Origin of the sequence: Photorhabdus tasmaniensis (assembly GCF_011189505.1) — a bacterium.
In the GTDB taxonomy this organism is placed as follows: domain Bacteria; phylum Pseudomonadota; class Gammaproteobacteria; order Enterobacterales; family Enterobacteriaceae; genus Photorhabdus; species Photorhabdus tasmaniensis.
Window position 1 is genome coordinate 17,611 of the sequence record NZ_PUJU01000043.1, and the last position, 23,437, is coordinate 41,047.

At 43.2% G+C, this 23,437-nt stretch carries 18 protein-coding genes, 1 tRNA gene and 1 pseudogene; 6 read left to right on the forward strand and 14 right to left on the reverse strand.

What is annotated here, in order from left to right:
• Nucleotides 1–38: 38 nt before the first annotated feature.
• Nucleotides 39–448, reverse strand: a pseudogene (locus C5471_RS17310) (bleomycin resistance protein).
• 459 nt (nt 449–907) lie between these two features.
• Here C5471_RS17310 and tnaC point away from each other — a divergent pair.
• The 3 genes from tnaC (at nt 908) to mtr (ending at nt 3,857) form a co-directional block, all read left to right on the forward strand.
• The gene (tnaC, locus tag C5471_RS25360; protein ID WP_071993008.1) at nt 908–1,006 is read left to right on the forward strand and encodes a tryptophanase leader peptide; all 99 of its coding nucleotides are present in this window, start codon (nt 908–910) and stop codon (nt 1,004–1,006) included.
• Between the two features lie 127 nt (nt 1,007–1,133).
• Nucleotides 1,134–2,534, forward strand: coding sequence for a tryptophanase (tnaA, locus tag C5471_RS17320; RefSeq protein WP_133813384.1), 1,401 nt, complete (start codon nt 1,134–1,136; stop codon nt 2,532–2,534).
• 78 nt (nt 2,535–2,612) lie between these two features.
• Entirely contained in the window at nt 2,613–3,857 is a 1,245-nt protein-coding gene (gene mtr / locus C5471_RS17325) for a tryptophan permease (RefSeq protein ID WP_133813383.1), read from the forward strand.
• A gap of 329 nt (nt 3,858–4,186) precedes the next feature.
• Here the strand turns inward: mtr and C5471_RS17330 are convergent, their stop codons facing one another.
• Nucleotides 4,187–5,470 (reverse strand): Tm-1-like ATP-binding domain-containing protein, encoded by a 1,284-nt coding sequence (locus C5471_RS17330; protein WP_242688759.1) that lies wholly within the window; start codon nt 5,468–5,470, stop codon nt 4,187–4,189.
• 233 nt (nt 5,471–5,703) lie between these two features.
• On the opposite strand from C5471_RS17330, the gene C5471_RS17335 reads away from it, so the two are divergent.
• Entirely contained in the window at nt 5,704–6,327 is a 624-nt protein-coding gene (locus C5471_RS17335; RefSeq protein ID WP_133813382.1) for a TetR/AcrR family transcriptional regulator, read from the forward strand.
• A gap of 472 nt (nt 6,328–6,799) precedes the next feature.
• On the opposite strand, the gene fbpC is transcribed toward C5471_RS17335, so the two are convergent.
• From fbpC to cysJ, 9 genes are all read right to left on the reverse strand, one after another.
• Nucleotides 6,800–7,855: a ferric ABC transporter ATP-binding protein gene (fbpC, locus tag C5471_RS17340; RefSeq protein ID WP_133813381.1), complete on the reverse strand. Its 1,056-nt coding sequence runs from the start codon at nt 7,853–7,855 to the stop codon at nt 6,800–6,802.
• Nucleotides 7,856–7,870: 15 nt separating this feature from the next.
• Nucleotides 7,871–9,949 carry an ABC transporter permease gene (locus tag C5471_RS17345; RefSeq protein WP_133813380.1) on the reverse strand — a complete coding sequence of 693 codons (2,079 nt, stop codon included), beginning with the start codon at nt 9,947–9,949 and terminating at the stop codon, nt 7,871–7,873.
• A gap of 131 nt (nt 9,950–10,080) precedes the next feature.
• On the reverse strand, nt 10,081–11,112 hold the full coding sequence (locus C5471_RS17350; RefSeq protein ID WP_133813379.1) for an ABC transporter substrate-binding protein: 1,032 nt from the start codon (nt 11,110–11,112) through the stop codon (nt 10,081–10,083).
• Nucleotides 11,113–11,142: 30 nt separating this feature from the next.
• Nucleotides 11,143–12,462, reverse strand: coding sequence for an MFS transporter family glucose-6-phosphate receptor UhpC (gene uhpC / locus C5471_RS17355; RefSeq protein WP_242688760.1), 1,320 nt, complete (start codon nt 12,460–12,462; stop codon nt 11,143–11,145).
• A gap of 88 nt (nt 12,463–12,550) precedes the next feature.
• Nucleotides 12,551–14,095, reverse strand: a complete 1,545-nt coding sequence (locus C5471_RS17360; protein WP_133813377.1) for an MASE1 domain-containing sensor histidine kinase — start codon at nt 14,093–14,095, stop codon at nt 12,551–12,553.
• Nucleotides 14,092–14,724 carry a response regulator transcription factor gene (locus tag C5471_RS17365; protein WP_133813376.1) on the reverse strand — a complete coding sequence of 211 codons (633 nt, stop codon included), beginning with the start codon at nt 14,722–14,724 and terminating at the stop codon, nt 14,092–14,094. The genes C5471_RS17360 and C5471_RS17365 overlap by 4 nt, the downstream gene beginning before the upstream one ends.
• 183 nt (nt 14,725–14,907) lie before the next feature.
• Nucleotides 14,908–15,642, reverse strand: a complete 735-nt coding sequence (locus C5471_RS17370) for a phosphoadenylyl-sulfate reductase (protein ID WP_133813375.1) — start codon at nt 15,640–15,642, stop codon at nt 14,908–14,910.
• Nucleotides 15,639–17,369, reverse strand: coding sequence for an assimilatory sulfite reductase (NADPH) hemoprotein subunit (gene cysI, locus C5471_RS17375; RefSeq protein WP_133813374.1), 1,731 nt, complete (start codon nt 17,367–17,369; stop codon nt 15,639–15,641). Before cysI ends, C5471_RS17370 begins: the two co-directional genes overlap by 4 nt.
• Nucleotides 17,369–19,171 carry an NADPH-dependent assimilatory sulfite reductase flavoprotein subunit gene (cysJ, locus tag C5471_RS17380; protein WP_133813373.1) on the reverse strand — a complete coding sequence of 601 codons (1,803 nt, stop codon included), beginning with the start codon at nt 19,169–19,171 and terminating at the stop codon, nt 17,369–17,371. Before cysJ ends, cysI begins: the two co-directional genes overlap by 1 nt.
• A 267-nt stretch (nt 19,172–19,438) precedes the next feature.
• On the opposite strand from cysJ, the gene queD reads away from it, so the two are divergent.
• Entirely contained in the window at nt 19,439–19,801 is a 363-nt protein-coding gene (gene queD / locus C5471_RS17385) for a 6-carboxytetrahydropterin synthase QueD (protein ID WP_133813372.1), read from the forward strand.
• Nucleotides 19,802–19,845: 44 nt separating this feature from the next.
• Here queD and queE read toward each other — a convergent pair whose 3' ends face one another.
• Nucleotides 19,846–20,517, reverse strand: coding sequence for a 7-carboxy-7-deazaguanine synthase QueE (gene queE, locus C5471_RS17390; RefSeq protein WP_133813371.1), 672 nt, complete (start codon nt 20,515–20,517; stop codon nt 19,846–19,848).
• Between the two features lie 170 nt (nt 20,518–20,687).
• Here queE and C5471_RS17395 point away from each other — a divergent pair, with 170 nt between their 5' ends.
• On the forward strand, nt 20,688–22,070 hold the full coding sequence (locus C5471_RS17395) for an amino acid permease (protein ID WP_133813370.1): 1,383 nt from the start codon (nt 20,688–20,690) through the stop codon (nt 22,068–22,070).
• Nucleotides 22,071–22,383: 313 nt separating this feature from the next.
• Here C5471_RS17395 and C5471_RS17400 read toward each other — a convergent pair whose 3' ends face one another.
• Both C5471_RS17400 and C5471_RS17405 read right to left on the reverse strand, forming a co-directional pair.
• Nucleotides 22,384–23,166, reverse strand: coding sequence for an endonuclease/exonuclease/phosphatase family protein (locus C5471_RS17400; RefSeq protein ID WP_133813369.1), 783 nt, complete (start codon nt 23,164–23,166; stop codon nt 22,384–22,386).
• Between the two features lie 145 nt (nt 23,167–23,311).
• Nucleotides 23,312–23,388, reverse strand: a tRNA-Asp gene (locus tag C5471_RS17405).
• Between the last annotated feature and the right edge of the window lie 49 nt (nt 23,389–23,437).

Here is a 23,437-nt window from a genome sequence, read left to right on the forward strand (position 1 = left end):
AAAGTGAAGGAACTGTCGGGAATCAAAGAATATACCATTCAATATGTCATTATGTTCTCTATGAATTGGCTGAAACGTAGCAGATAGCCATCGGGATCTTGCACCAGGCATTCCCTTTGGCAGGCAAGTACTTCACCAACACGGTAATGATTGTCTTTAACTTCTCGGTATAGTGTTATGCCATTAGCTTTTAAGTTGTTAAGTAGAGGAGTTAAATCATCAACTTCGATTTGAAAATTTACACCTCTTCCCAAAGGATAATTTAGTGAGGCAGTATTCCAACCATCATCATGTAGTACTTCAAGCATTAGCTGTGCTTCGCCCAATTCTAGATAGGCGAAATCTGGGGTATCACGGCGAATAAGTAACTGGAAACCGAGGATTCTTTGATAGAAATCCAGAGATCGAGAGATCGAGAAAAATCAGTGACGGTCAGTTCAGGGACCATACGATTCCAATAAGGTTTATGTTGGTTCATACGTTACTCTTTAGCTCTGCGATATTTTTCCTATTGTATAAGTATTTTTCACTCTATGAACAGCTCTGTTTTTTGTAGTAATTGCCATACAGGAAATGCAGAAATTAATCATTAGGAAGAAAGATGTTTTATTTCCTTACCTGACTTGAAGGATGAGGTTTCTTTGATCTCTGCATGATTTTTATTAAAATATTCTTATTATTTTAATATGTTTTTTTATTGATTTGATTTAATTGTGTTGTTATATTTTTTCATTGGTTCTTATACGATGTTTATTAACTGTTTTTTCTTAGGTATATAATCGATTTACTTGAGTATATATAATTTTCTATTTTTTATGATTTTTGTTTTTTGCGTGATTGGTCACGGATAATTTAAATATTATCTATATCTTATTGAGCAGTTTTAACTGGGGGATAAGTTCATTTTATGATTTCTATATTTTTACATTATCATTTTATTTATTCTTGTAATATACAGGCATGGTTTAATGTCGATCACCGTATTTCTAACTATTTCCCTAATTAATTCCTCTGGTTGTATCTCTAATTAAATCTTTATTTTTAATCATTGCATTTATTGTGGCGTATTTCTGTGTGTTTTTCAGGATTTTTCCTGAATTACGCAGTATAAACAATTATTGGATAAAATATTCATGAAACGTATTCCAGAGCCTTTCCGTATTAAAATGGTAGAAAATATCCGTATGACGACGCGTGCGGAACGTGAAAAAGCGTTAGAAGAGGCTGGATATAATCCATTCCTGTTACCAAGTGATGCTGTTTATATTGATTTGCTGACAGATTCCGGTACCGGTGCAATGAGTGATCGCCAGTGGGCGGGAATGATGATGGGTGATGAGGCTTATGCGGGTTCCCGTAACTATTATCATCTGTGTGATAAAGTTAACGAGCTGATTGGTTATCAATACACTATTCCAACCCATCAAGGGCGCGGTGCAGAACAAATCTTATTTCCGACATTAATTGCTCGTAAAAAAGCGCAAGGTGGTGCAACCCATCCGGTCTTTATCTCTAATTTTCATTTTGATACCACCGCGGCTCATGTGGAATTAAATGGCGCAAAAGCAATTAACGTTGTTACGCCAAAAGCCTTTGATACGACCACCTATTACGATTGGAAAGGCGATTTTGATATTGATGAACTGAAAAAAACGATTGCAGAACAGGGGGCTGATAATATTGTGGCCATTATCACAACCGTGACTTGTAATAGTTCTGGTGGTCAACCTGTTTCTATCGCTAATATGAAGTCTGTGTATGAGATTGCAAAGCAATACGATATCCCTGTGGTGATTGATTCCGCCCGCTTTTGTGAAAATGCCTGGTTTATTAAGCAAAGAGAAAAAGGCTATGAAAATAAATCAGTCAAAGAGATCGTCAGGGAGATGTATCAATATGGTGATATGCTAACCATGTCAGCTAAAAAAGATCCGATGGTCAATATCGGTGGTCTTTGCTGTTTCCGTGATGACGAAGATCTGTTTAATGAAGTGCGTGTCCGTTGCGTGCCAATGGAAGGGTTTGTCACTTACGGCGGTCTTGCCGGTCGCGATATGGCAGCGCTGGCAATTGGCCTTGAAGAAGGTATGAATGAAGATTATCTGGCATATCGTATTAATCAGGTAGCTTATTTAGGGAAAAGATTAATGGATGCAGGCATTCCTATTCAATATCCAACCGGTGGTCATGCTGTCTTTGTTGATGCTAAATTATTATTGCCACATATTCCAGGAGAGCAATTTCCTGCACATGCCCTGAATAATGAATTGTATCTGGATGCGGGAATAAGGAGTGTCGAAATTGGTTCTTTATTGTTAGGGCGTGATCCAAAGACAGGAAAGCAAAAAGAATCACCAATGGAACTTCTGCGATTAACTATTCCTCGTCGGGTATATACCAATGATCATATGGACTATATTGCCGAAGCCTTTATTTCTCTGAAAGAGAGAGCCTCTCAAATTAAAGGGTTAACGTTTACTTATGAGCCTTCAGTATTACGGCATTTTGTTGCAAGATTAAAACCAATTAAATAATAAGAATAGGGGTGCTTCTATTTAAAAGCATCCCAAATTTTGTTTTATCCATTATAAAGTCACGCTAGGGTCACACATATGGCTACTTTGCCGATAAAAAAATCGTCTCCATCTTTACTTGGCGGCGCAATGATCATTGGCGGAACGATTATTGGCGCAGGCATGTTTTCCTTACCCGTTGTAATGTCAGGAGCATGGTTTTACTGGTCAATCGCTGCTTTGGTTTTTACCTGGTTTTGCATGTTGCACTCAGGGTTAATGATATTGGAGGCCAATCTTAATTATCGGATTGGCTCAAGTTTCGGGACTATAACAAAAGATCTTTTAGGTAACGGCTGGAATATCATCAATGGTATTACGATTGCTTTTGTTTTATATATACTAACTTATGCTTATATTTCTGCCAGTGGATCGATTATTCAGCATGTCATGCAGGAAATGTCGATAGATTTTTCGCCGCAACTTGCCGGGTTTTTGTTTGCTTTTGCCGTTGCGTTTATTGTCTGGTTAAGTACGAAGGCGGTCAGCCGGATAACCTCTATTATTCTTGGTGCAAAAATATTAACTTTCTTTATGACTTTTGGCGGCTTAATTTATAACGTTGAATCTGCTGTTTTATTTAATACCGCTGAAATTAATCCAACTTATTGGCCTTATGTATTAGCAACCTTACCTTTCTGCCTGGCTTCTTTTGGATATCATGGCAATGTTCCTAGCCTGATGAAATATTATGGAAAAGAGCCACAAAAAATAAAAAAATGTCTGCTTATTGGGACATCAATGGCGTTAGTTCTTTATCTGGTTTGGTTGATTGGAACAATGGGAAATATTCCCCGGTCAGGTTTTATTAAAATTACGGAACAAGGGGGAAATATTGATGTTCTGGTCCAGTCATTAAGTGGAGGCTTAAATAGTGCAACACTGAATTTATTGCTGACCCTTTTTTCTAACTTTGCTGTTGCCAGCTCATTTCTTGGTGTCACGCTGGGGCTGTTCGATTACTTGGCCGACTTGTTCAAATTTGATGATAGCAAACTGGGGCGTTTTAAAACTGCACTGGTGACGTTTCTTCCACCAATGGTTGGTGGAATGATTTACCCGAATGGTTTTATTTATGCGATTGGTTTTGCTGGCCTGGCTGCGACAGTGTGGGCTGCTATCGTTCCGGCTTTACTTGCCAGAGCATCCCGTAAACGGTTTGGTAGCCCGGCCTACCGGGTTTGGGGCGGCAATGCGCTGATCGGCTTGATTTTGCTGTTTGGTGTATTGAATGTCACTGCCCATATCTTATCAAGTTTTAATCTGCTGCCCGTTTATTCATAAAAAAACTCCTGCGGTGGGTGCCGCAGGAGCCTGGTGTTGACGGAGATAAGCTCCGAAAAGGAAGAAAACAAAGCAGGTGTATTTATGTTTTAATTTAGTTTGTTAACTCCCAATATCTTATAGCAAGGTTATTAACAGGAAGTTCTTATGGCTTCCCTTTAGAACACAAGCACCCTGACTGTTCTATTTAGTACAACATTCCGACAGATATATCGTAAGAGGTTGTAATAGAACAATAGCATCAGAACGCCCTGTTTTGACAACTTTTTACCTAGTCATTAATTAGTTGTATACAATCTTTCAGTGTCAATACTACTTCTGAACCCGTATTATTGCTGGTGATCAGGCCCATTAACATTTGCTCCTGCTTCAGTGGTTGTTCGTGTTGAGTCACAACTTACAGCCATCATCATCTGCTGATATTCGCTCATCACCTGTTGGCAGAATTCAGGTGAATTCACGTGATGAGGGCTTTTAATGAGTTGCCTGTTTTCCGTTTCTATAAATGTAGACTCAAAAGCGTTGATAAAGGCCTGAGTCGCATCAGGATCCCAGAAGGGGCCACCTTCAATGTCCAGAGCGGAAAAACCGCCTTCAGGAATAATAAATTTTACTTTTCCTTCGCACCGATTAAGCTTTTCAGCAATCCAAATCCCCATTTGGCGGTTTTCTTCAGGTATGGTGCGCATTAATGTTACCTGAGAATTATGGCGATAAAATTGACGGTATTTGTAGCGTTCCGGGATAGTATTCAGATGCCCGAAATTCACCATATCTAATGCACCGCAAGAGCCAATATAAGGTGTTTGTGTGCGGGCTATCGCCCCCAAACGGTCTGCATCACAGGCCAAGGCACCACCAAACAGATAATCACAGACTTCGGTTGTGGTGATATCCAACAGGCTATTCAGCAGGCGGCTTTCGGCCAGTTTTTCCATTGTTTTGCCACCGCTGCCGGTTGCATGGAAAACCAGACAGTCATACTGTTGCTCCAGTTCTTTGGTCAGTAATTGTATGCACGGTGTTGTGACACCAAACATTGTCAGACCAATAGCTGGCTTATCTTCAACATTGTTCTCTTGGTAGAAATAAACTGCACCTGCAATTTGGTTAGCCGCATTTTTCAATACCTGACGGGAGATACGATTAAGGCCGGACACATCAGTGACTGAATAGAGCATGGCGATATCACTGACACCGACATAACCTGAAACATCACCGGAGGCCATAGTAGAAACCATCAGTTTTGGTATACCTACAGGCAAAGATTGCATCGCGGGTGTGATCAGTGCTGTCCCGCAGGAGCCCCCCAAACCCAAAATCGCTAAAACATCAGTTTGTCTTGATAAAAAAAGACTAAAAGCGACTGACATTGCGGATATTGCTTTCCCCCTATCACCACAGAAAACGGCATCTTTGCCTTGTGGATGATGCTCTGCTACTGTTAATGCAGTGATGTCCGCACCTCTTTCGAGCGGGCCAGATTGAGTAGTTAAATCCACAGTACGAACGGCAAGGCCAGCTTGTTCTATCAGATCCCTGACGTAGAAGATTTCTGCGCTCTTGGTATCAAAAATAGTGGCGATATAAACACAGCCTTGGCTTTTTTTCATTATAATTATGAATACTTCCCCGGTGCTGACAACATTCATGGACAGATTATAGACAAGATGAGACTCTAGTATCACTATTATATTACCAAATTGGGACTGTCATCTCATTTTACCCATAAATAAGCTGAATCAATTTGGGTGTTTTGTAGATAGTTAAGTAGAGTGACGATAGCGAAAAAGAATTTTAACCATAAGCTTTATCTAGAGATTTTTATTGTGAAAGAGTTGTGGCAATGATGGATTCGAATAGTAAACCTCACTTTACCGGAACCCGGAAAAAAACGTATGCATTGTTGATAAACGCTGCACTGGAACTTTTTGAGCAGAGCGCGATACCTTCGGTTTCCGAATTAGCGCAGTATGCTGGTGTTTCCAGAGCAACGGCATACCGCTATTTTCCGACCCAAAGCGATTTAATTGACGCAATTGTTGGTGCCAGCCTTGGGCCAATTCTCACCTGGCAGCCTTCCAGCAAAAAAACCGAAGAGCGGATTATTGAGCTGTTGGATTTTGCCTATCCCCGAATGTTTCAACATGAAGGTGCATTGCGGGCGGCTCTGTTGGTTTCTTTACAGCAATGGGCTCATGGGCGCGATTTATCTGCGGATAAGCAGGAAAAGAAACTGGTACGCGGGCATCGTAAGGAGATCCTTGCAATGGTTGTTGAACCACTAAAAGGGCATTTTCCACCGGAAACTTTGGAAAATGTCATTCGTTCTTTTTCCCTAATTTATGGCTCTGAAGTCTTTCTGGTAATGAAAGATATTTGGAATATGGATGACGAGAAAGTTATTGAAATCACTAAATGGATGGCAAAAGCCATAATTAATCAGGCGTATAGAGATTCTGAGCTCTAGTTGTTTCTGATAAGCCATTTAATAACTCAGTATTAATTGGCGAATTTCACGAGGCGGATATTTTGCATAGATTTCATATAATTTATGATTATTCTTATGCAAAGTATCCCTATTTACGCTGAAAGAATAAAAAGGGTTGTTGAACCAGGTGGTTCGAATGGAGTTCAATATGTTTTTATCGCATTTATCATATTGATTTATAATAACTTAATTTTAATAATAGATTTAATGACTAAAAATTCCTAAATTATTTACTGTCTTATATGTAACAGGTTAAATTTAAAGTAAAAATTAATGTCTTTAGCAAAAAGTGCGATTTTTTAATCATAATTATTTTTTTAAGTGTGAAACTCGAAATCTCTATGATGACTCATCAATCAGCTTAGAATAATTCATTAGGTACTTGCTATCACTGCACAGGCCGCCGTTTGGCGGCCTCCTGATTTGAAAGCCAGGATTTTTTTAAATCAAATTAACCTTTGCTTTGCTCTTCCAAAATAAACATCCCAACTGGATGAATTTCCAGATAGTAGTTATCGCCAACATTGGGCTGTAATTGGGTAGCGTTAATCTGTAGCAGCAGAGTTTGCTCTTGCCAGTTCACAGTGACTTCATATTGTGGTCCCATATAAGCCACATAGCTAATAGTACAGCGTTGGCTGGCATTTCCGTGACGGCTCAAAGTGATGGCTTCCGGCCTGACACCTACCGTTACCGATTGACGGTGGGTGGTAAAGTTTTCTGGTCGCGGCAGGCGATAGTGGAAAATTTCTACATAATCAGCACCCAGAATAGCAGGGAAGATATTGGCATCTCCCATAAAGCTCGCCATAAATTCAGATGCAGGCTGGCGATAGAGCGTTTGTGGTGCGCCAATTTGCATAATTTTGCCTTTATTCATTACCAATACGGTATCGGAAACCGCAAATGCTTCACTCTGATCGTGAGTAACATATAACGAGGTGATATTGAATTGTTGCTGTAATTCGCGGATCTTTTCGCGCATGCTGCGGCGCAGATTAGCATCAAGGTTACTGAGCGGCTCATCAAAAAGCAGGACTTTCGGCTTAAGGATCAGAGCGCGAGCAAGTGCAACACGTTGCTGTTGACCACCGGAGATTTGATCGACATAACGATCTGCAAAACCAGTCAAGTCTACCAGTTCCAATGCTTCTTTAACCCGCGCGCGTATCTCTGCTTTAGGTTGCCCCAACATTTTCAGTCCATAACCAATGTTTTCTCCCAACGACATATGTGGGAACAGGGCGTAGGATTGGAATACCATACAGATATCCCGCTGCTGAATGGAACAATCTGTAACATCTCTACCATCAATGAAAATTTTACCTTCGCTGGGTTTTTCCAGCCCGGCAACCAGACGCAATACGGTGGTTTTACCACAACCGGATGGTCCTAACAGCGTGACCATATGTCCTTGTGGGATAGATAAATTCAGATTATCGATCACGGTGTTGCTACCGAACCGTTTGGTTACCTTTTTCAGTTCGACAAAATGTTGTTGTGCCATGTCGTCACTCCGTGATTACTGTGCATTTTTGGCTTTAGAACGGGAAACCCGCGCTTCGCCAATTAAATAGTCAAATAGGAAAATAATGGCCAGCATGACCACAATCAGGATAGAGCCGTAAGCGATAGCGACGCCGTATTCACCATCTTCCACCCGGTTCAGAATATAGGCAGTCGCCACGCGAGTATCTGGCGTCACCAGAAATACAATAGCGCTGACGGTGGTAATGGCGCGAACGAAGCTGTAAATCAGAGCAGACAGGATTGCCGGGCGTAGTAATGGCAACAGAATGTGGAAAAGGGTTCTCATCGATCCGGCGCGCAGGCTCAACGAAGCTTCATCCAGTGATTTATCAATCTGCCCAAGGCCGGCAATTCCTGCGCGGATACCTACCGGTACGTTTCGCATGGTCATAGAGATAATCACGATAGCCGCAGTGCCGGTGAGGTAGAAAGGTGAATCATTGAAGGCCAGAATGTAGGAAACCCCAGCCACGGTACCCGGTACGGCAAAGCACAGCATGGTGGTAAATTCTATCGTTTTCTTTCCACGAAATTCCTGACGTACAACGATATAAGCGATAAGCAGACCAAGGATAGCGGTGATGGGGGCGGCGATACCAGCGTAGAGCAGGGTATCCAGTAATGAAGGCCATGCGCCATCATGTATTCCCTGACCAAACAGCTTGATAAAGTTGTCCAGTGTCAGTGTGTAATCCACTCCCCAGTTTACGGTGAAACTGCCGTAGAAAATGCTGCCGTACAACAGAATGTTGAACACAACCCAGATAAACAAAATAGCACAGACACCCCAAACCAGCGAAGTCGGCAGCGGCTGTACATCACCACGATAGGATTTACCGGAAACCGTGACATAGGAACGTTTACCAATCCACATATACTGAACGCAGAATATCAGCAGAGAAAAAACCAGAAGCGAAGCGCCCAGCGTACTGGCTGCCTGATAATCAAGCTGGGAACCGGTGATGTAAAAATAAATCTGGGTTGCCAATACATCAAAGCTACCGCCCAGTACCAGTGGGTTACTGAAATCCGCCAGCGATTGAACAATCACGATCAGGAAAGCGTTTGCCAGTGCCGGTTTCAACAGCGGAATAAAAACATGGAAGAAAGTTTGATAGCGATTGGCGCGCAGAGTATAGGCGGCTTCTTCCAGTGAAGGATGGATAGTTTTGATGGCACCATCAAGGATCATAAACGCCATTGGTGTAAAGGCCAGTACCTGAGCCAACCAGATACCGGTAAAGCCATACAACCAGTTGGTATTAGTGAGGCCAAACCAGGTCGCCATAAACTCCGTAATATAACCGGAACGGCCCATCATTAGCGTAACACCTAAACCGACAACAAACGGTGGAGTGACGATGGGCAAGATAGAGAATACCCGGCCAATAATGGCGGAACGGCGTGCGATTCTGGAGGTATAAATTGCCAGAACCAGCCCGAAGAAGGTACAGCCCACACCCACTGCCAGCGAGAGCAGTATGGAATTAGTGATAACCTGAATAATATGTGCCTGTCCCAAGATCGAGATAAAGGCAAATGGAGCAAATTGACCGGTATCATCCGTAAACATCGGTATAAAGATGGCGATACTCGGATAAAGGATAAACATCCCGATCAGGGCAATAACCGCAACCAGTGAGCCGATAACAAAACTGTCACCACCCAGCCATTCAAGGCGGGTCAGGGCGAGGGTAATAATTGCGCCCAGTGAGATAAACAGCATAATCGTTGAGTAGCCCAGTCCACGACCGATAATGGCCGCACTGATAATGACAAACAAAGCGCATAATAAGGCGTAACCCGCATCAAAATAGTGGCGGCGACGCTGATTGCGGGTTGTGGGTGTGAGTGGGCGCAGTAATAGCGCTGATGGCAGCAGGAACCACAGTAAGCTAAAGTTTAATCCGTTCCAACCATAGGCGGTGAAAATTTCATCTTGAGTGGAGTCGAAAAGGCCGTAGTTTAGGCTCCAGGAGGGCAAAAGGGCGAAAGCCAGCCATGTCAGGGCAATCCACCAGAACACAGCATCCCGCTTCTGTCTGGTAGGCAAAGTAAGAGTGTAAGACATAATTTCCCTCTTTTATTATTATCGTGAGGCAACAACAGTAAGAATCTATCCTTGTGGCGTGATGAGTATGGGAAAACCAGATAGCCCGATGGATAGTTTCTAAGGGCGGTGTTATCCGCCCTTGGTAGACTTTATTTAGCCATCTTCACATCTGTCACCCATTCGGTGATCAGTGCCTTACGCATATCACTGGCACCAAATTTATCCATGTCGTAATTGATAAGCTTTAGATCGGACAATTTAAGTGCCAGAGGAGACGCTTTTGCCGTGGTATTGGTCAGGATCTGATAGGCTTTACCTTTCTTCCAGCTCAGTTCTTGTGCTTCTTTGGACAGCGCCCAGTCAATAAACAGTTTAGCGTTGTCCATATTGCGGGCATTTTTGATGATACTGACGCCGCCGATTTCATAACCGGTGCTTTCACATGGTGCAATAAGTTTCAGTGGTGCGCCGTTTTCCACTTCCAGAGAGTAATCATGCAGAAAACCGATGCCGATGGCGGATTCACCACGGGCGGCGTTACGTGCGGGTGCGACACCGGATTTGGTGTACTGGGAAATGTTGGCGTTCAGTTTTTTCAGGTAATCAAATGCCTGATCTTTGCCCCATAACTGAACAAAAGTTGCCAGTGCGGTGTAAGCGGTGCCCGAACTTTGAGGATCAGCGATCTGGATTTCACCTTTATAAATCGGTTTGGTCAGATCTTTCCAGCAGGTTGGGACAGGGATCTTTTTCTCTTTTAGACGCTCGGTGTTGACGCCATAGCCAAGAATACCGACATAAACCGCAGAAGTGTAGTTGCCCTTACGTTTGGCGGGATCACGAAATTGCGGCATGATCTGCGTAAGATTTGGGGATTTATATGGAGCCAGCAGATCCATCTCACCCGCCTGAGAGTGTGGATCCAGCGTGCCGCCGTACCAGACGTCAGCTTGTGGATTGCGTTTTTCCGCTTCAATTTTCGCCAGGGTACTGCCTGAACCGTTACGGACAAAAGTGGTTTTTACATTATATTTTTCACCGAATGCTCTGGTTTCGGCTTCACACAAGGCGTTAGTCGCACTGCAATAAACGATCAAACGGCCAGCGGCCTGAGCACTGTGGGTAAATGCAGCAACAACTAGGCCCGCTGCGATAAGTGTAGAGAGAGGTTTCAGTTTCATTATTTTGTCCTTTGTATTCAGAACTGCTTATCATTGGAAAGTAGCAATGCTACCCCCTGCCATATGTTCCCTTTTACTGACGTCTGCCATTAACAGTGGCATCAACAGCAAACCCATCATGGCGGCTGCGATGGTGAGCAGGGTAAACATCCCTGACCAGCCATAGTGTGCAACAACCTGACTTAGCGGCCAGCCTGCCATTGCAGCGCCCAGATAGGCGTACAATCCCAGATAACCAGTGACCGTTCCGGCGGCTTGTTTATGGCAATATTCTGTTGCCGCCAGCCCAATCAGCATTTGCGGGCCAAATACAAAAAAACCGATACTGAAAAAACAGACTGCCAACAGTGCATAGTGATGAATGGGCATTAGCCACAATGCGGTGACAGAGATAAACAACCCCAGAGCAAACAGTAAAATCATCGGGGCGCGTTGACCGCGGAACAGTAAATCAGATCCCCAGCCGGAAAAAAGTGCGCCAGTCAAACCACCCAACTCAAACAGCGAGAGTGTTGCATTGGCACTGAGCAGATTGGCGCCATGTGTTTCTGACAGCCACAGATTTCCCCAGTCATTAATCGTCATTCTGATGAGGTAGACCAGAATGTAGGAGAGCCCTAATAACCAGATAGTTCTGTTAATCAGAATCGTGTCCCGCAGTATCTGCATCACCGGCATGGGCCGCGATAACTGCTCGTGCCGAAGCTCCAGTGGATCCTGTCGCCAGTGCCCCACACTGGGTAAATTTTGCCTTTGTGGTATGTCACATAACTGATGGCAGAGCCAGATACCCAGCAAAATACCGATAATTCCCGGCATCATCAGCGCCGCTTGCCAGCCGTAAGTCATCGCCAGAAAAGCTGACAGCATCGGGATAGTGACACCGACAACATTGATGGAGATATTCCAGCATCCCCACCAGAAACCCCGTTCATTGCGGGAGTACCAGTGTGTCAATAATCTGGCACAAGGGGGCCATCCCCAACCCTGAAAGAAACCGTTCAGTGTCCAGATAATCAGTAGTGCAGGAAATGATGAACAAAAAGCGAAAATAATGTTCAGCACGCCAGTCATCACTAATCCGGCACCCATAAACCAGCGATAGCCGGTGCTATCATGGAATACACCGGAAACAAATTTTGAGCCGCCGTAAGCCAGGTAAAACAGACTGGTTATCCAGCCGATATCCCCTTTATCCAGCCCCAGTTCCAACTGCATGACCGGCATAACAAAGTTGAAGCTTTTTCGTGTCAGATAAAATGCGGCGTAGCCAATAATCATGGAAATCAGCAAACGGCTGCGCCAGTAGCGATAACGTTGTGAAACTTGTTCCTGGCTGGTGGTTTGCATATGCGGCTCCTCCATGAAAAGATAATGTAAAGAAAAATTAATGAAAATGAATGGGATAAGGTTTTAGGGCACTAGGAATAATTCTTAGTTATGCTTGATTTTCATCAGAATTTGTGGGCAGGTTAACAATTATGCGAGTGCCGTTATCGTTGTTTAACTGCCAGTCTCCGCCTAACGCCCGGATGCGTTCTTCAATCCCCTGGAGACCAAATCCGCCTTTCCTTTTATCTTCAGTGATACCAATGCCGTTATCACTGATTCTGAGTTCGAGCACATCCCCGCGTTGCCGCAGCGTGATATCGATGCGGGTCGCTTTGGCATGTTTGCTGATATTGTTCAGTAACTCCTGAACCAAGCGATAAAGGGTAAAGACCACGGTTTCATTCGCTGGATTTTGGGGAAGTTGATAATTCAACTGGCAATCAATACCCTGCTGCTTAAAAGCAAACTCATTGATTAAATGGTGAAGCGCTTTTTCTAAAGGCATCTCTTCCAGAACCGGTGGCCGCAATTGGCGCAGTAATTGACGGGTGGATTGATGGATTTGTTGGGCAAGATGATTAATTTGCTCTGCGATCATTGCTATTGCTGGGGTGGGCGTAGTGCGTTTTACCAGCGTTGCCTGAATTTGGATGGCAGTAATATTTTGACCGATTTCGTCATGTAGCTCGCGGGCAATACTTTTGCAAATATCTTCTTCTGTGTGAACCAGTTTCTGCATCAGAATATGGCGGGCGGTTAACTCCTTCTCCAATAATTCACGGTAGCGTTGCAGGTTTTCAGCGAGTTGCTGTTGACGGCTGATGGCTATTCCAAGCCCTATTCCTAATAGCGCCTGAATGGTCAGGAACATCTCCAATTCGCGTAAATCGTTAAAAGCGCCACTGAATTGCCGGGCTGACGTTATCATCAGACTGCCCAGTAAAGCCGCCAATACGCCACCTTGCCAGCCATAGCGATAGGCCATAAATACATTGGGAATAAATACCAAGATCACCAAAAGCCTCTCAATTTCCGGTGACATAAAGATCTGAGCGCTCAACCCCAGCAAGCAGAACAGACAGCACCACATCAGCAGTGAAGTACGTAACTGTGGATCCGGATGGTCAGGTTCCCGCATATTTCTCAAATGTTGCTGATGCAGATATTCATAGATCAGATAAACAAAAGGTGATAGTAAAACACCGCCGGTCAAAGAGGTAAGAAACAGATGGCTGGCACTGGCAGTCAGAGAAAATCCCAGACAGACCGCCTGTAACACACTATTGGCGGCTACGGCTGCCAGCAAAATAGAGAGCCGTTGCCAATACAAGGTATAGCGCCACCAGATCCGCTGTACCATAAAGGTAGGTATCAGGCTGAGAAATGGCGATAACAGAATAATATTGTTAGTAATAAGTTGCTCGCTATCGAGCCATAGTAAGATGATAACCTCGGTTGCTAATAGGGTTAACAAGTAGCGACGTCCCAGCAGAACAAGCAGCGCCAGCCGTAACCCTTGTGGCAGCAGCAGTGCTGCCTGTTGCCCATTGTCATTCAGGTAGAAGCTGATAGTCCACAGAGCAAGCCAACTCAGCGAATAAAAAATCAATAGAAATAGTGATAACAGGCTAAATCGTGCTCCTCCGCTCATGGGTTACCCGTCAGAATCTGATGTTGCAGGGCATAATGAACCAGCTCGATCGTGCTCTCGCACTGCAATTTGCCAAGAATATTGGCACGATGAACATGAACGGTTTTATGGCTGAGGTTAAGTTGTTCTGCGATAGCTTTAACCGTGATGCCATTGATGAGCAGATCAAATATCTCCCGTTCTCTGGGCGTCAGGGCTTGCAGTGCTTTAACTTTTTGTGGTGTTTGACGCAAGGCTTTCAGGGCATCAGCACACAGATAAAAACCGCCTTTATGTACTGAGCGTACTGCCTGTACTAATTCTTCCGGGCCGCATCGTTTGGTGAGATAACCGCATGCTCCGGCATCCAATGCGCTTTGTACAAATGCGGTGGTGTCATAAATGCTGAGAATAATGGTGCGAAAATCAGGCCGTTTTTGCCGTAATCGGGTGAGCAGGTGCAAACCGCTCTCATCCGGCATAGCGATGTCCATCACCGCCACATCAATCGAGTTTCTGAGTAAATCCAACCAGGCCTCGCTGGCACTGGCGTATTGCCCGGCAATTTCAAGATCATGTTCAAGCGTTAGTAATTGGGCAAAACCGGAACGGACGACTACATGGTCGTCAATAAGTGCAACTTTAATCATAGCTTTTGTTAAGAAGTCATTATAAATACAATAATTTCCATGATGTGCAGGAAAAGCAGGTTGTGCAAATTAATCAACTAAATCTGCAAGAAAGCTAACAGATTTAGCAAATTCCTGCTATTTCAAGTCAGTTGCTTTACGTATTGCTTTAACATCAATCCCACTCAGGAAATATCCGGCTTTTTAATTTTCATGTAACCCACATTCTCGCTTTAATCCAAAAAAACGGGTTTGTTCTTCACTCATGCCCGGTTCCCATTTTTGGGTTGTATGGGTATCGCCAACAGAGAGATAACCCTGTTCCCATAATGGATGATATTCCAACCCATGCTTTGTAAGATATTGATGCACATGTCTATTATCCCAGTCGATAATCGGCAAGATTTTAAATACGCCACGCTGTATAGACAAAACCGGTAATTTTGATCGGCTTTCAGATTGCTGGCGACGTAAACCAGCAAACCAGCTTTGCGCATTCAGATTTTTTAAAGCACGATTCATTGGCTCGACTTTATTAATCTGATTGTAACGTTCTATTCCCTCTACACCTTGTTCCCACAATTTTCCATAACGAGCTTCTTGCCAGGCTGGAGAATATTCAGCACTGAATACTTGCAGATTCAATTTCAGCTGCGTTGTTAATTTATCTATGAATTGATAAGTTTCAGGGAATAAATAGCCAGTATCGGTAAGGATGACAGGAATATCCGGGTATTCTTGTGTCACTAAGTGAAGACATACCGCCGCCTGAATGCCAAAACTGGAGGAAAGAACAAACTCCCCCGGCAAATTCTTTAATGCCCAATTTACCCGCTGATGAGCATCCATAATTTCAAGTCGCTGATTAATTTCAACCAGTGACGCCTCCTGCGATTCTGCCGCCACGCCAACGAATTGTAATAAGCTGAGTTGGCTCATACCGCCTCCTGCCAATCATAAAAATCGCGAGCTGAATCCAGTACCGGTTTGATAATATCGGTACGGATCAGGAAATCGCCAAAGCCCTCATTTGGTTGCCGCCCTGCCGCCCAGCGCCCGATAAGTTCATCCATGATGGATAAGATCGTTTCAGAACTGATATTTTCTTTATACATTCGAGGAATACGGGTGCCGATCCGGTTACCGCCAAGATGAAGGTTATAACGATCAAGCGCCTTACCCACCAGCCCCACTTCCGCCAACATCGCTCTGCCACAGCCATTCGGGCAACCTGTCACCCGCAAGACAATATGTTCATCACCAATACCATGTTTATTCATCAGTTGTTCAACGTAAGTGACAAACTCCGGTAAGAAACGTTCAGCTTCAGCCATTGCTAACGGGCAGGTTGGGAAAGAGACACAGGCCATTGAGTTTTCACGCTGAACTGTGGTTTTATCATTAATCAGCCCATGTTCTCGGGCAATAGTTTCAATTCGTTGTTTTTCACTTTCAGGAATACCAGCAATAACTAAGTTTTGGTTGGCTGTCAGGCGAAAATCCCCTTTGTGGATTTTTGCAATTTCGGCAACGCCACTTTTCAGTGGCCTGCCCGGATAGTCCAAAAGGCGGCCATTCTCAATAAACAGCGTCAAATGCCATTTATCATCGATTCCTTTCAGCCAGCCAATTTGATCACCACGGCCAGTAAATTCATAAGGCCGGATTGCTTCAAATTTCACTCCCGCACGTTTTTCCACTTCCTCTTTAAAGGTGTCAACACCAACCCGCTCCAACGTATATTTGGTTTTGGCATTTTTACGCTCAGTCCGGTTACCCCAGTCACGTTGAGTGGTCACCACAGATTCAGCAATCGCCAATGTATGCTCAAGCGGAATATAGCCAAATTCACTCGCCATACGTGGATATGTATTTTTATCACCGTGAGTCATTGCCAAACCGCCACCCACCAGCACGTTAAAGCCAACCAACTTGCCACCTTCTGCAATAGCAATAAAGTTCAGATCGTTGGCATGTAGATCAACATCATTTTGCGGCGGAATAACAACTGTGGTTTTAAATTTACGAGGCAAATAAGTAGCACCAAGAATCGGCTCTTCATCAGTCGTTGCGATTTTTTCTTTATCTAGCCAAAGTTCAGCATAAGCTCGGGTACGTGGCAGCAAATGCTCTGAAATTCTCTTCGCCCATTCGTAGGCTTGCTGATGCAGCTCTGATTGAATAGGATTCGAAGTACAAAGCACATTTCGGTTAACGTCATTCGCCGTCGCAAGCGAATCCAAACCAACCTGATTCAGTAATTGATGTGCAGGTTTGACATTCCCTTTCAAAATGCCATGAAATTGAAATGTCTGACGGTTAGTCAACCGGATACTGCCATACAGAGTGTTCTCTTCAGCAAACTTGTCAATACCCAACCATTGTTGCGGTGTAATAACACCTCCCGGCAGACGACAGCGCAACATCATCGCATGGCGTGGCTCCAGTTTTTGCTCTGCCCGTTCAGCACGGATATCACGATCATCCTGCTGATACATGCCATGAAAGCGAATCAGCAGGAAATTGTCCCCTGCAAAACCTCCCGTTAAGCCATTGGTTAAATCTTCACTGATTGTACCTCGCAGGAAGTTACTTGCCTGCTTCATACGCTCACTATCAGCCAGTTTACCTTCGACAATCAAAGGACCATATTGTTTATCACTCATTAGTACACATCCCTCTGATAACGGCGCTCAAGGCGCAGTTCACTTAAGAATTCATCAGCCTGTTCGGTATCCATGCCACCATACTCAGAAACAATATCCAGCAATGCACGTTCCACATCTTTCGCCATGCGGTTTGCATCACCACATACATACAGATGTGCCCCTTCCTTTATCCAACGCCATACTTCTTGGCCCTGTTCACGCAATTTGTCCTGAACATAAACTTTATGCTGCTGATCGCGGGACCACGCCAGATCAATACGAGTCAACAGGCCATCTTTGACATAACGCTGCCACTCCACTTGATAGAGAAAATCTTCCGTAAAATGTGGATTACCAAAGAACAGCCAATTTTCCCCCTCAGCGCCATCTGCATCTCTTTGCTGCATAAATGCCCGGAATGGAGCGATTCCGGTTCCCGGCCCAATCATGATGACCGGTGTTTGCGGATCGGCAGGCAAGCGGAAATTGTCGTTATGCTCGATAAAAATACGAATATCGCCCTCTTCCTGTAAGCGACCTGCCAAATAACCGGATGCACCACCAGTGCGAGCCCGGCCATCAATTTCATAACGAACAACACCGACTGTAATATGAACTTCATTTTCGACTTCAACCTGAGAGGAAGAAATTGAATAAAGCCTTGGCGTTAGAGGTCTCAGTAAATCGATAAACTGTTGAGCTTCTGGCTGAGAAGCAGCCTCTCTTACCATATCGGCAATCGGTTTATTATGAGCGTATTGCTGTAATGCCTGTTTATCGGCAATCAGAGACAGTAATTTTTCATTTTTTGCCAGCACAGCATATTTTTCTACAATCAAGCTGGTGTTTTGGGTTAGCTCAATATGGCTGATCAGAGCTTCCCTTAATGGTAATTTCTGACCATTAACCTCAACCTGTTCTGTTCCTTCCAACCAGAGTAAATTCAACAATTCATCCACAAGAACCGGATCATTTTTAAACCAGACACCCAAAGCATCACCCGGTTGATAACGCAGACCTGAATCTCCCAGATCAATTTCAATATGGCGAACATCTTTATCAGAACCACGGCCCGTTATTTTTTGACGGGTTGCTAAGACCGCTGTCAATGGTGCCTGTTTAGTATAAGAAGTTGAAAAAACTTCATGTACCAACCCGCTCTGTACAGAAGTAATCACCGTATTTGTCTGCGCAGGAATACGTTGTTTCAGGATTTCAGTTAACCGCTTACGCCACTGAGCCGCCACCTCCTGATATTCCACATCACCATCGACACGCTCCAGAAGCCGTTGAGCCCCCAATTCATTCAAACGATTATCAAAATCTTTTCCTGCCTGACAGAATTTTTCATAAGAAGTATCACCCAGACCAAAAACAGCAAACTCAATATCACTCAGCTTCGGTGCCTTTTTAGAATAGAGATATTTATATAATGCAATCGCTTCTTCGGCGGGTTCTCCTTCACCTTGCGTAGAAGCGACAATGATGAGCATTTTCTCTTGAGCAATTTGTTTGAATTTATAATCACCGGCATTGAACAGATTGACATTGAGTTTCTCTGCCAACAGATCATCACGAAGCTGTTCAGCTAAACGACGGGCATTACCTGTTTGCGAAGCTGAAATTAATGTAATCGTCTCCTGTACCGGAATCGCTGGAGCCACGGACTGAACCTTTGGCTGTTGATTCATCATTCCCCAAAAATAACCAGACAGCCAGGCTAACTGATTCGGTGAAAAATCCCCAATTGCCGATTGCAAACGCGCCAGTTGTTCAGGCGAAACCGGCAGAAGTGAAATTGAAGGTGGTTTTATGCTCATTATCCTGTGCAGCCCTTTACGATTACCAATGTCGGTTATCTTTAGTAAAGAAAATAAATAGGGGTAGTTAGTAAGGTTATCTCAGTGACTTGTCACTATTTAAAGAAACTATCGCAATATCAAATAACCAAAACGCCTAACCATATTTACAGATTTAATATATCTATAAAACAGTTAATAAGGGCAATTGCAAAAAAAGGAAAAAACCGGGTTTAATTCAGAAGATCAGGTAGAATAGCGGGTTTTTTGAAGTCAGAGAGAACCACTATGAGCACAACGATTTTTAAAGATTTTCAGTTTGAAGCCGCCCACCACCTGCCACATGTTCCAGACGGCCATAAATGCGGACGCCTGCATGGACACTCATTTATGGTTCGGCTGGAAATTACCGGGGAGGTCGATCCTCATAGTGGTTGGATTATGGATTTTGCTGATCTAAAAGCTGTATTTAAACCCATTTGGGAACAGCTAGATCACCACTACCTGAATGATATCCCTGGGCTGGAAAACCCAACCAGCGAAGTACTGGCAGCCTGGATTTGGGCTAAAGTAAAGCCCTCAGTTCCACAACTCAGTGCCGTTATGGTGAAAGAAACCTGTAACGCAGGATGTATTTTCCGCGGAAAGTGAAACAGGTTACTGCACCAGGAAACCTCCAGTGCAGTAATCTTCTCTCAGGCAATATTCAAATATTTATGTGTTTGCATAGAAAGCCGCCAATTACGCGCAATACAAGTTTTAATACATAAATGGGTAGCGTCTTCTTTCTGGCTAATAGGTTGCAATGCAATAATACGCGATGAGTTGTCATCCAATGTCGCTAATAACTCATCCAGTGCTTCAATGTCTCTTTCGCGTGCAACTGGATGTTTTATTTCATTAGCTCTCTGCAAAGCTTGCTGCAATACCTGATAACCACCACGCATTTTAACTTTTGGCGAAACTGTCACCCAAGTGGCAGAAGAACACTTAACATGATACGTGCCGCTGGTTTCTATCTGGCATTGATAACCAAGGCTTTCTAACTCTTCGGTCAGAGGAACAAGATCATAAAGACAAGGCTCACCACCAGTAATAACAACATGGCGCGCAGTATACCCCTGTTGAACAAACAGTGCTGCAATTTGCTTAGGTGATGCTTCACCCCATTCATCACTTTCACTCGTTTTCAGTAAAATAGTTTCCAACATCCGCTGCTTTTCAGCTTCTTGCTTCCAAGTGTGTTTAGTATCACACCAGCTACAACCGACAGGACACCCTTGCAGACGAATAAAAATTGCCGGGACTCCCGTAAAAAAACCTTCTCCCTGCAATGTCTGGAATATTTCGTTAATCGGGTAAAACATAAAAATCTCTGGTTTCATTAGATAAGAACGCATTATTGCAGATATCTATCCCGCAGACATCAATCTTTATGGTAAGGTACAGGGTTTGCTTCGCCCGGCTAATATAAGGCTTGTCGGGGCATTGTGTGCTTAAAATATATCTAGCACTGAGAAAGTGACAGGAATAAATAATGCAGAATAATGAAACTCAGCTGAAACGGGGTCTAACCGGGCGGCATATCCGCTTTATGGCATTAGGTTCCGCAATAGGCACAGGGCTGTTCTATGGTTCCGCAGCTGCTATCCAGCAAGCTGGCCCAGCCGTATTACTCGCTTATTTAATCGGCGGGGCAGCCGTATTTATGGTGATGCGTGCATTAGGTGAAATGGCTGTTCACCACCCAGTAGCCGGTTCTTTTTCACACTATGCCAGCCATTACCTCGGCCCTTTGGCCGGATTTCTAACCGGATGGAATTATATATTCGAAATGCTGATTGTCTGCCTGGCTGACGTTACTGCATTCGGCTTTTATATGAAGCTCTGGTTTCCTCATGTGGAACAGTGGATCTGGGTGCTGAGTATTGTCTGCTTCATTGGCGCAATTAATCTTTGCCATGTGAAGATTTTTGGCGAAATGGAATTCTGGCTGTCTATTGTGAAAGTTACCGCAATTATCGCTATGATTATCGGCGGCATGGCTATCATGGTATATGGATTCGGTCAGGAAACAGACCATGTAACCGGCATTTCCAGTCTATGGGAATATGGCGGTTTTATGCCTAATGGTATCAGTGGTGTAATCGCTTCACTTGCCATTGTGATGTTTGCTTTTGGTGGCATTGAAGTTATTGGTATCACTGCCAGCGAAGCTAAAAATCCCGAAAAAACTATTCCAAAAGCAATCAATGCTGTTCCGTTCCGTATTTTGCTGTTCTACGTATTGACCCTGTTTATTCTGATGTGTATCTATCCGTGGAATCAAATTGGTCAGGAAGGCAGTCCATTCGTACAGATTTTTTCCAGCTTAGGTATCAATTCTGCGGCTAATATTCTTAACATTGTGGTTATTACTGCCGCAGTTTCTGCAATTAACAGCGATATTTTTGGTGCCGGTCGCATGATGTATGGCATGGCCCAAGAAGGGCAAGCGCCTAAAACATTCACCAAACTGAGCCGTAATGGTGTACCGTGGATGACGGTGGTCGTTATGTCGGCCGTCCTGCTGATTGGCGTTGTTCTTAACTATCTACTTCCAGACGAAATTTTCGTTATCATTGCTTCTATCGCAACATTCGCCACTGTGTGGGTATGGCTGATGATCCTGCTTTCTCAGGTTGCTATGCGCCGCAAAATGAGTAAAGAAGAAGTTAAAACATTAAAATTCCCTGTTCCTATGTGGCCAATAGCACCAATATTAACAATTATCTTTATGGTATTCGTTATTGTATTACTGGGCTATTTTGAGAAAACTCGTATTGCATTAATTGTAGGAGTTGCATGGGTAGCCTTGTTGTCAATTACCTATTTCTTGCGCATAAAGAAAAATACTTCTCAAGCTCATCAAATTAAATAATTTATCCTGATAAATGCCAGAACAATCTGGCATTTATTTTTATTTATCTGAATATGATATAACTAATATCTTAATATTATTTTATTAATCAATGTAAATTAAATAATTTCAATCTATTTATATCATTGTATTTCGTTTTCTAAATTGCAATGATAGCATATATTACTTTAATAAGAATAATTTTGTATTTTTGAAATACAAATCCACTTATACATAACAAACAATTAATTGCATTTACTTTCAGTAAGTTAAATTAAAAATCAAATAATAATCTTTCATAAAAAATAGATAAACATACTTTTAAAATAAAATACTAATAAAAATTTGCAATAAGAGGATTATGATCAGAAGCATCCGTAGGCATAACAATAGCATTAGCTACATTTAACTCTCGGTAAAAAATAAAATCTAACGGTTTTCCAAATGCAATTGTTCGACAATCATTAGTAAAAGAGACTTCTTTAAGATGTAAATGTCCGGTAAAACGTTTGAGAGCTTTTAATCGTTGCTTACTCCATGCATTAAAGTCACCAGCCATAATTACCGGGCCATCATGTAAACGAATATGAGCACCAATATTATTCAACTGACGGCTATATACATCCACACCAAAACTGAAATTTATCGCATGTACATTAATAACCATTAACTGGCGATTATCCTGTAAAGAATAAACAGTGATGAGAGCTGATTTAGATAAACGTAAAAGAGGCTCTTTCTCTCTCAATGGACAACAATAGATAGGATGAGAAGTTGCTAGCGTCATTACACCAGAGGGATGTTGAGGCAATAAAAATGCGGGAACTTGATCAGCTGTCAGATAATTTGAAGTAGCAAATTCAACTAAATCAGGGGTTGTCTGCGCTTCTTGCAATAAAATTAACTGGCTTTCATTAGTAAGCTCCTTCAAAACCTTTCGCCATGAAGGACGCTGCTGTTTGTAGATATTCCATACAACAACCCTAAACTCATTTGTATCAGTAATCAAAGGAATACCTACAGGTAATGAACTTCCAAGCTGATGAGTTGACATCGGAAAGACGCGTTCAACCGGTTGCCCAGCGACATATCTTATTGCATAGGTTTTCTTTACCACGTGAAAAACCTCTTCAATGCAGAAAATAATATTAAAGCTATCTGATTTTATCAAATATAATAAGAAAATTATTGATTTTAATATTTATAATTTATAAACAGAAAAAAACCCTGAGATTTCTCTCAGGGTTTCTCTGGAAATTAAGTGGCGGTGCGGACGGGGCTCGAACCCGCGACCCCCGGCGTGACAGGCCGGTATTCTAACCAACTGAACTACCGCACCACCGAATTTCTTGTCTTCTATGTTGTTACCACAACATAAAACTTTAATA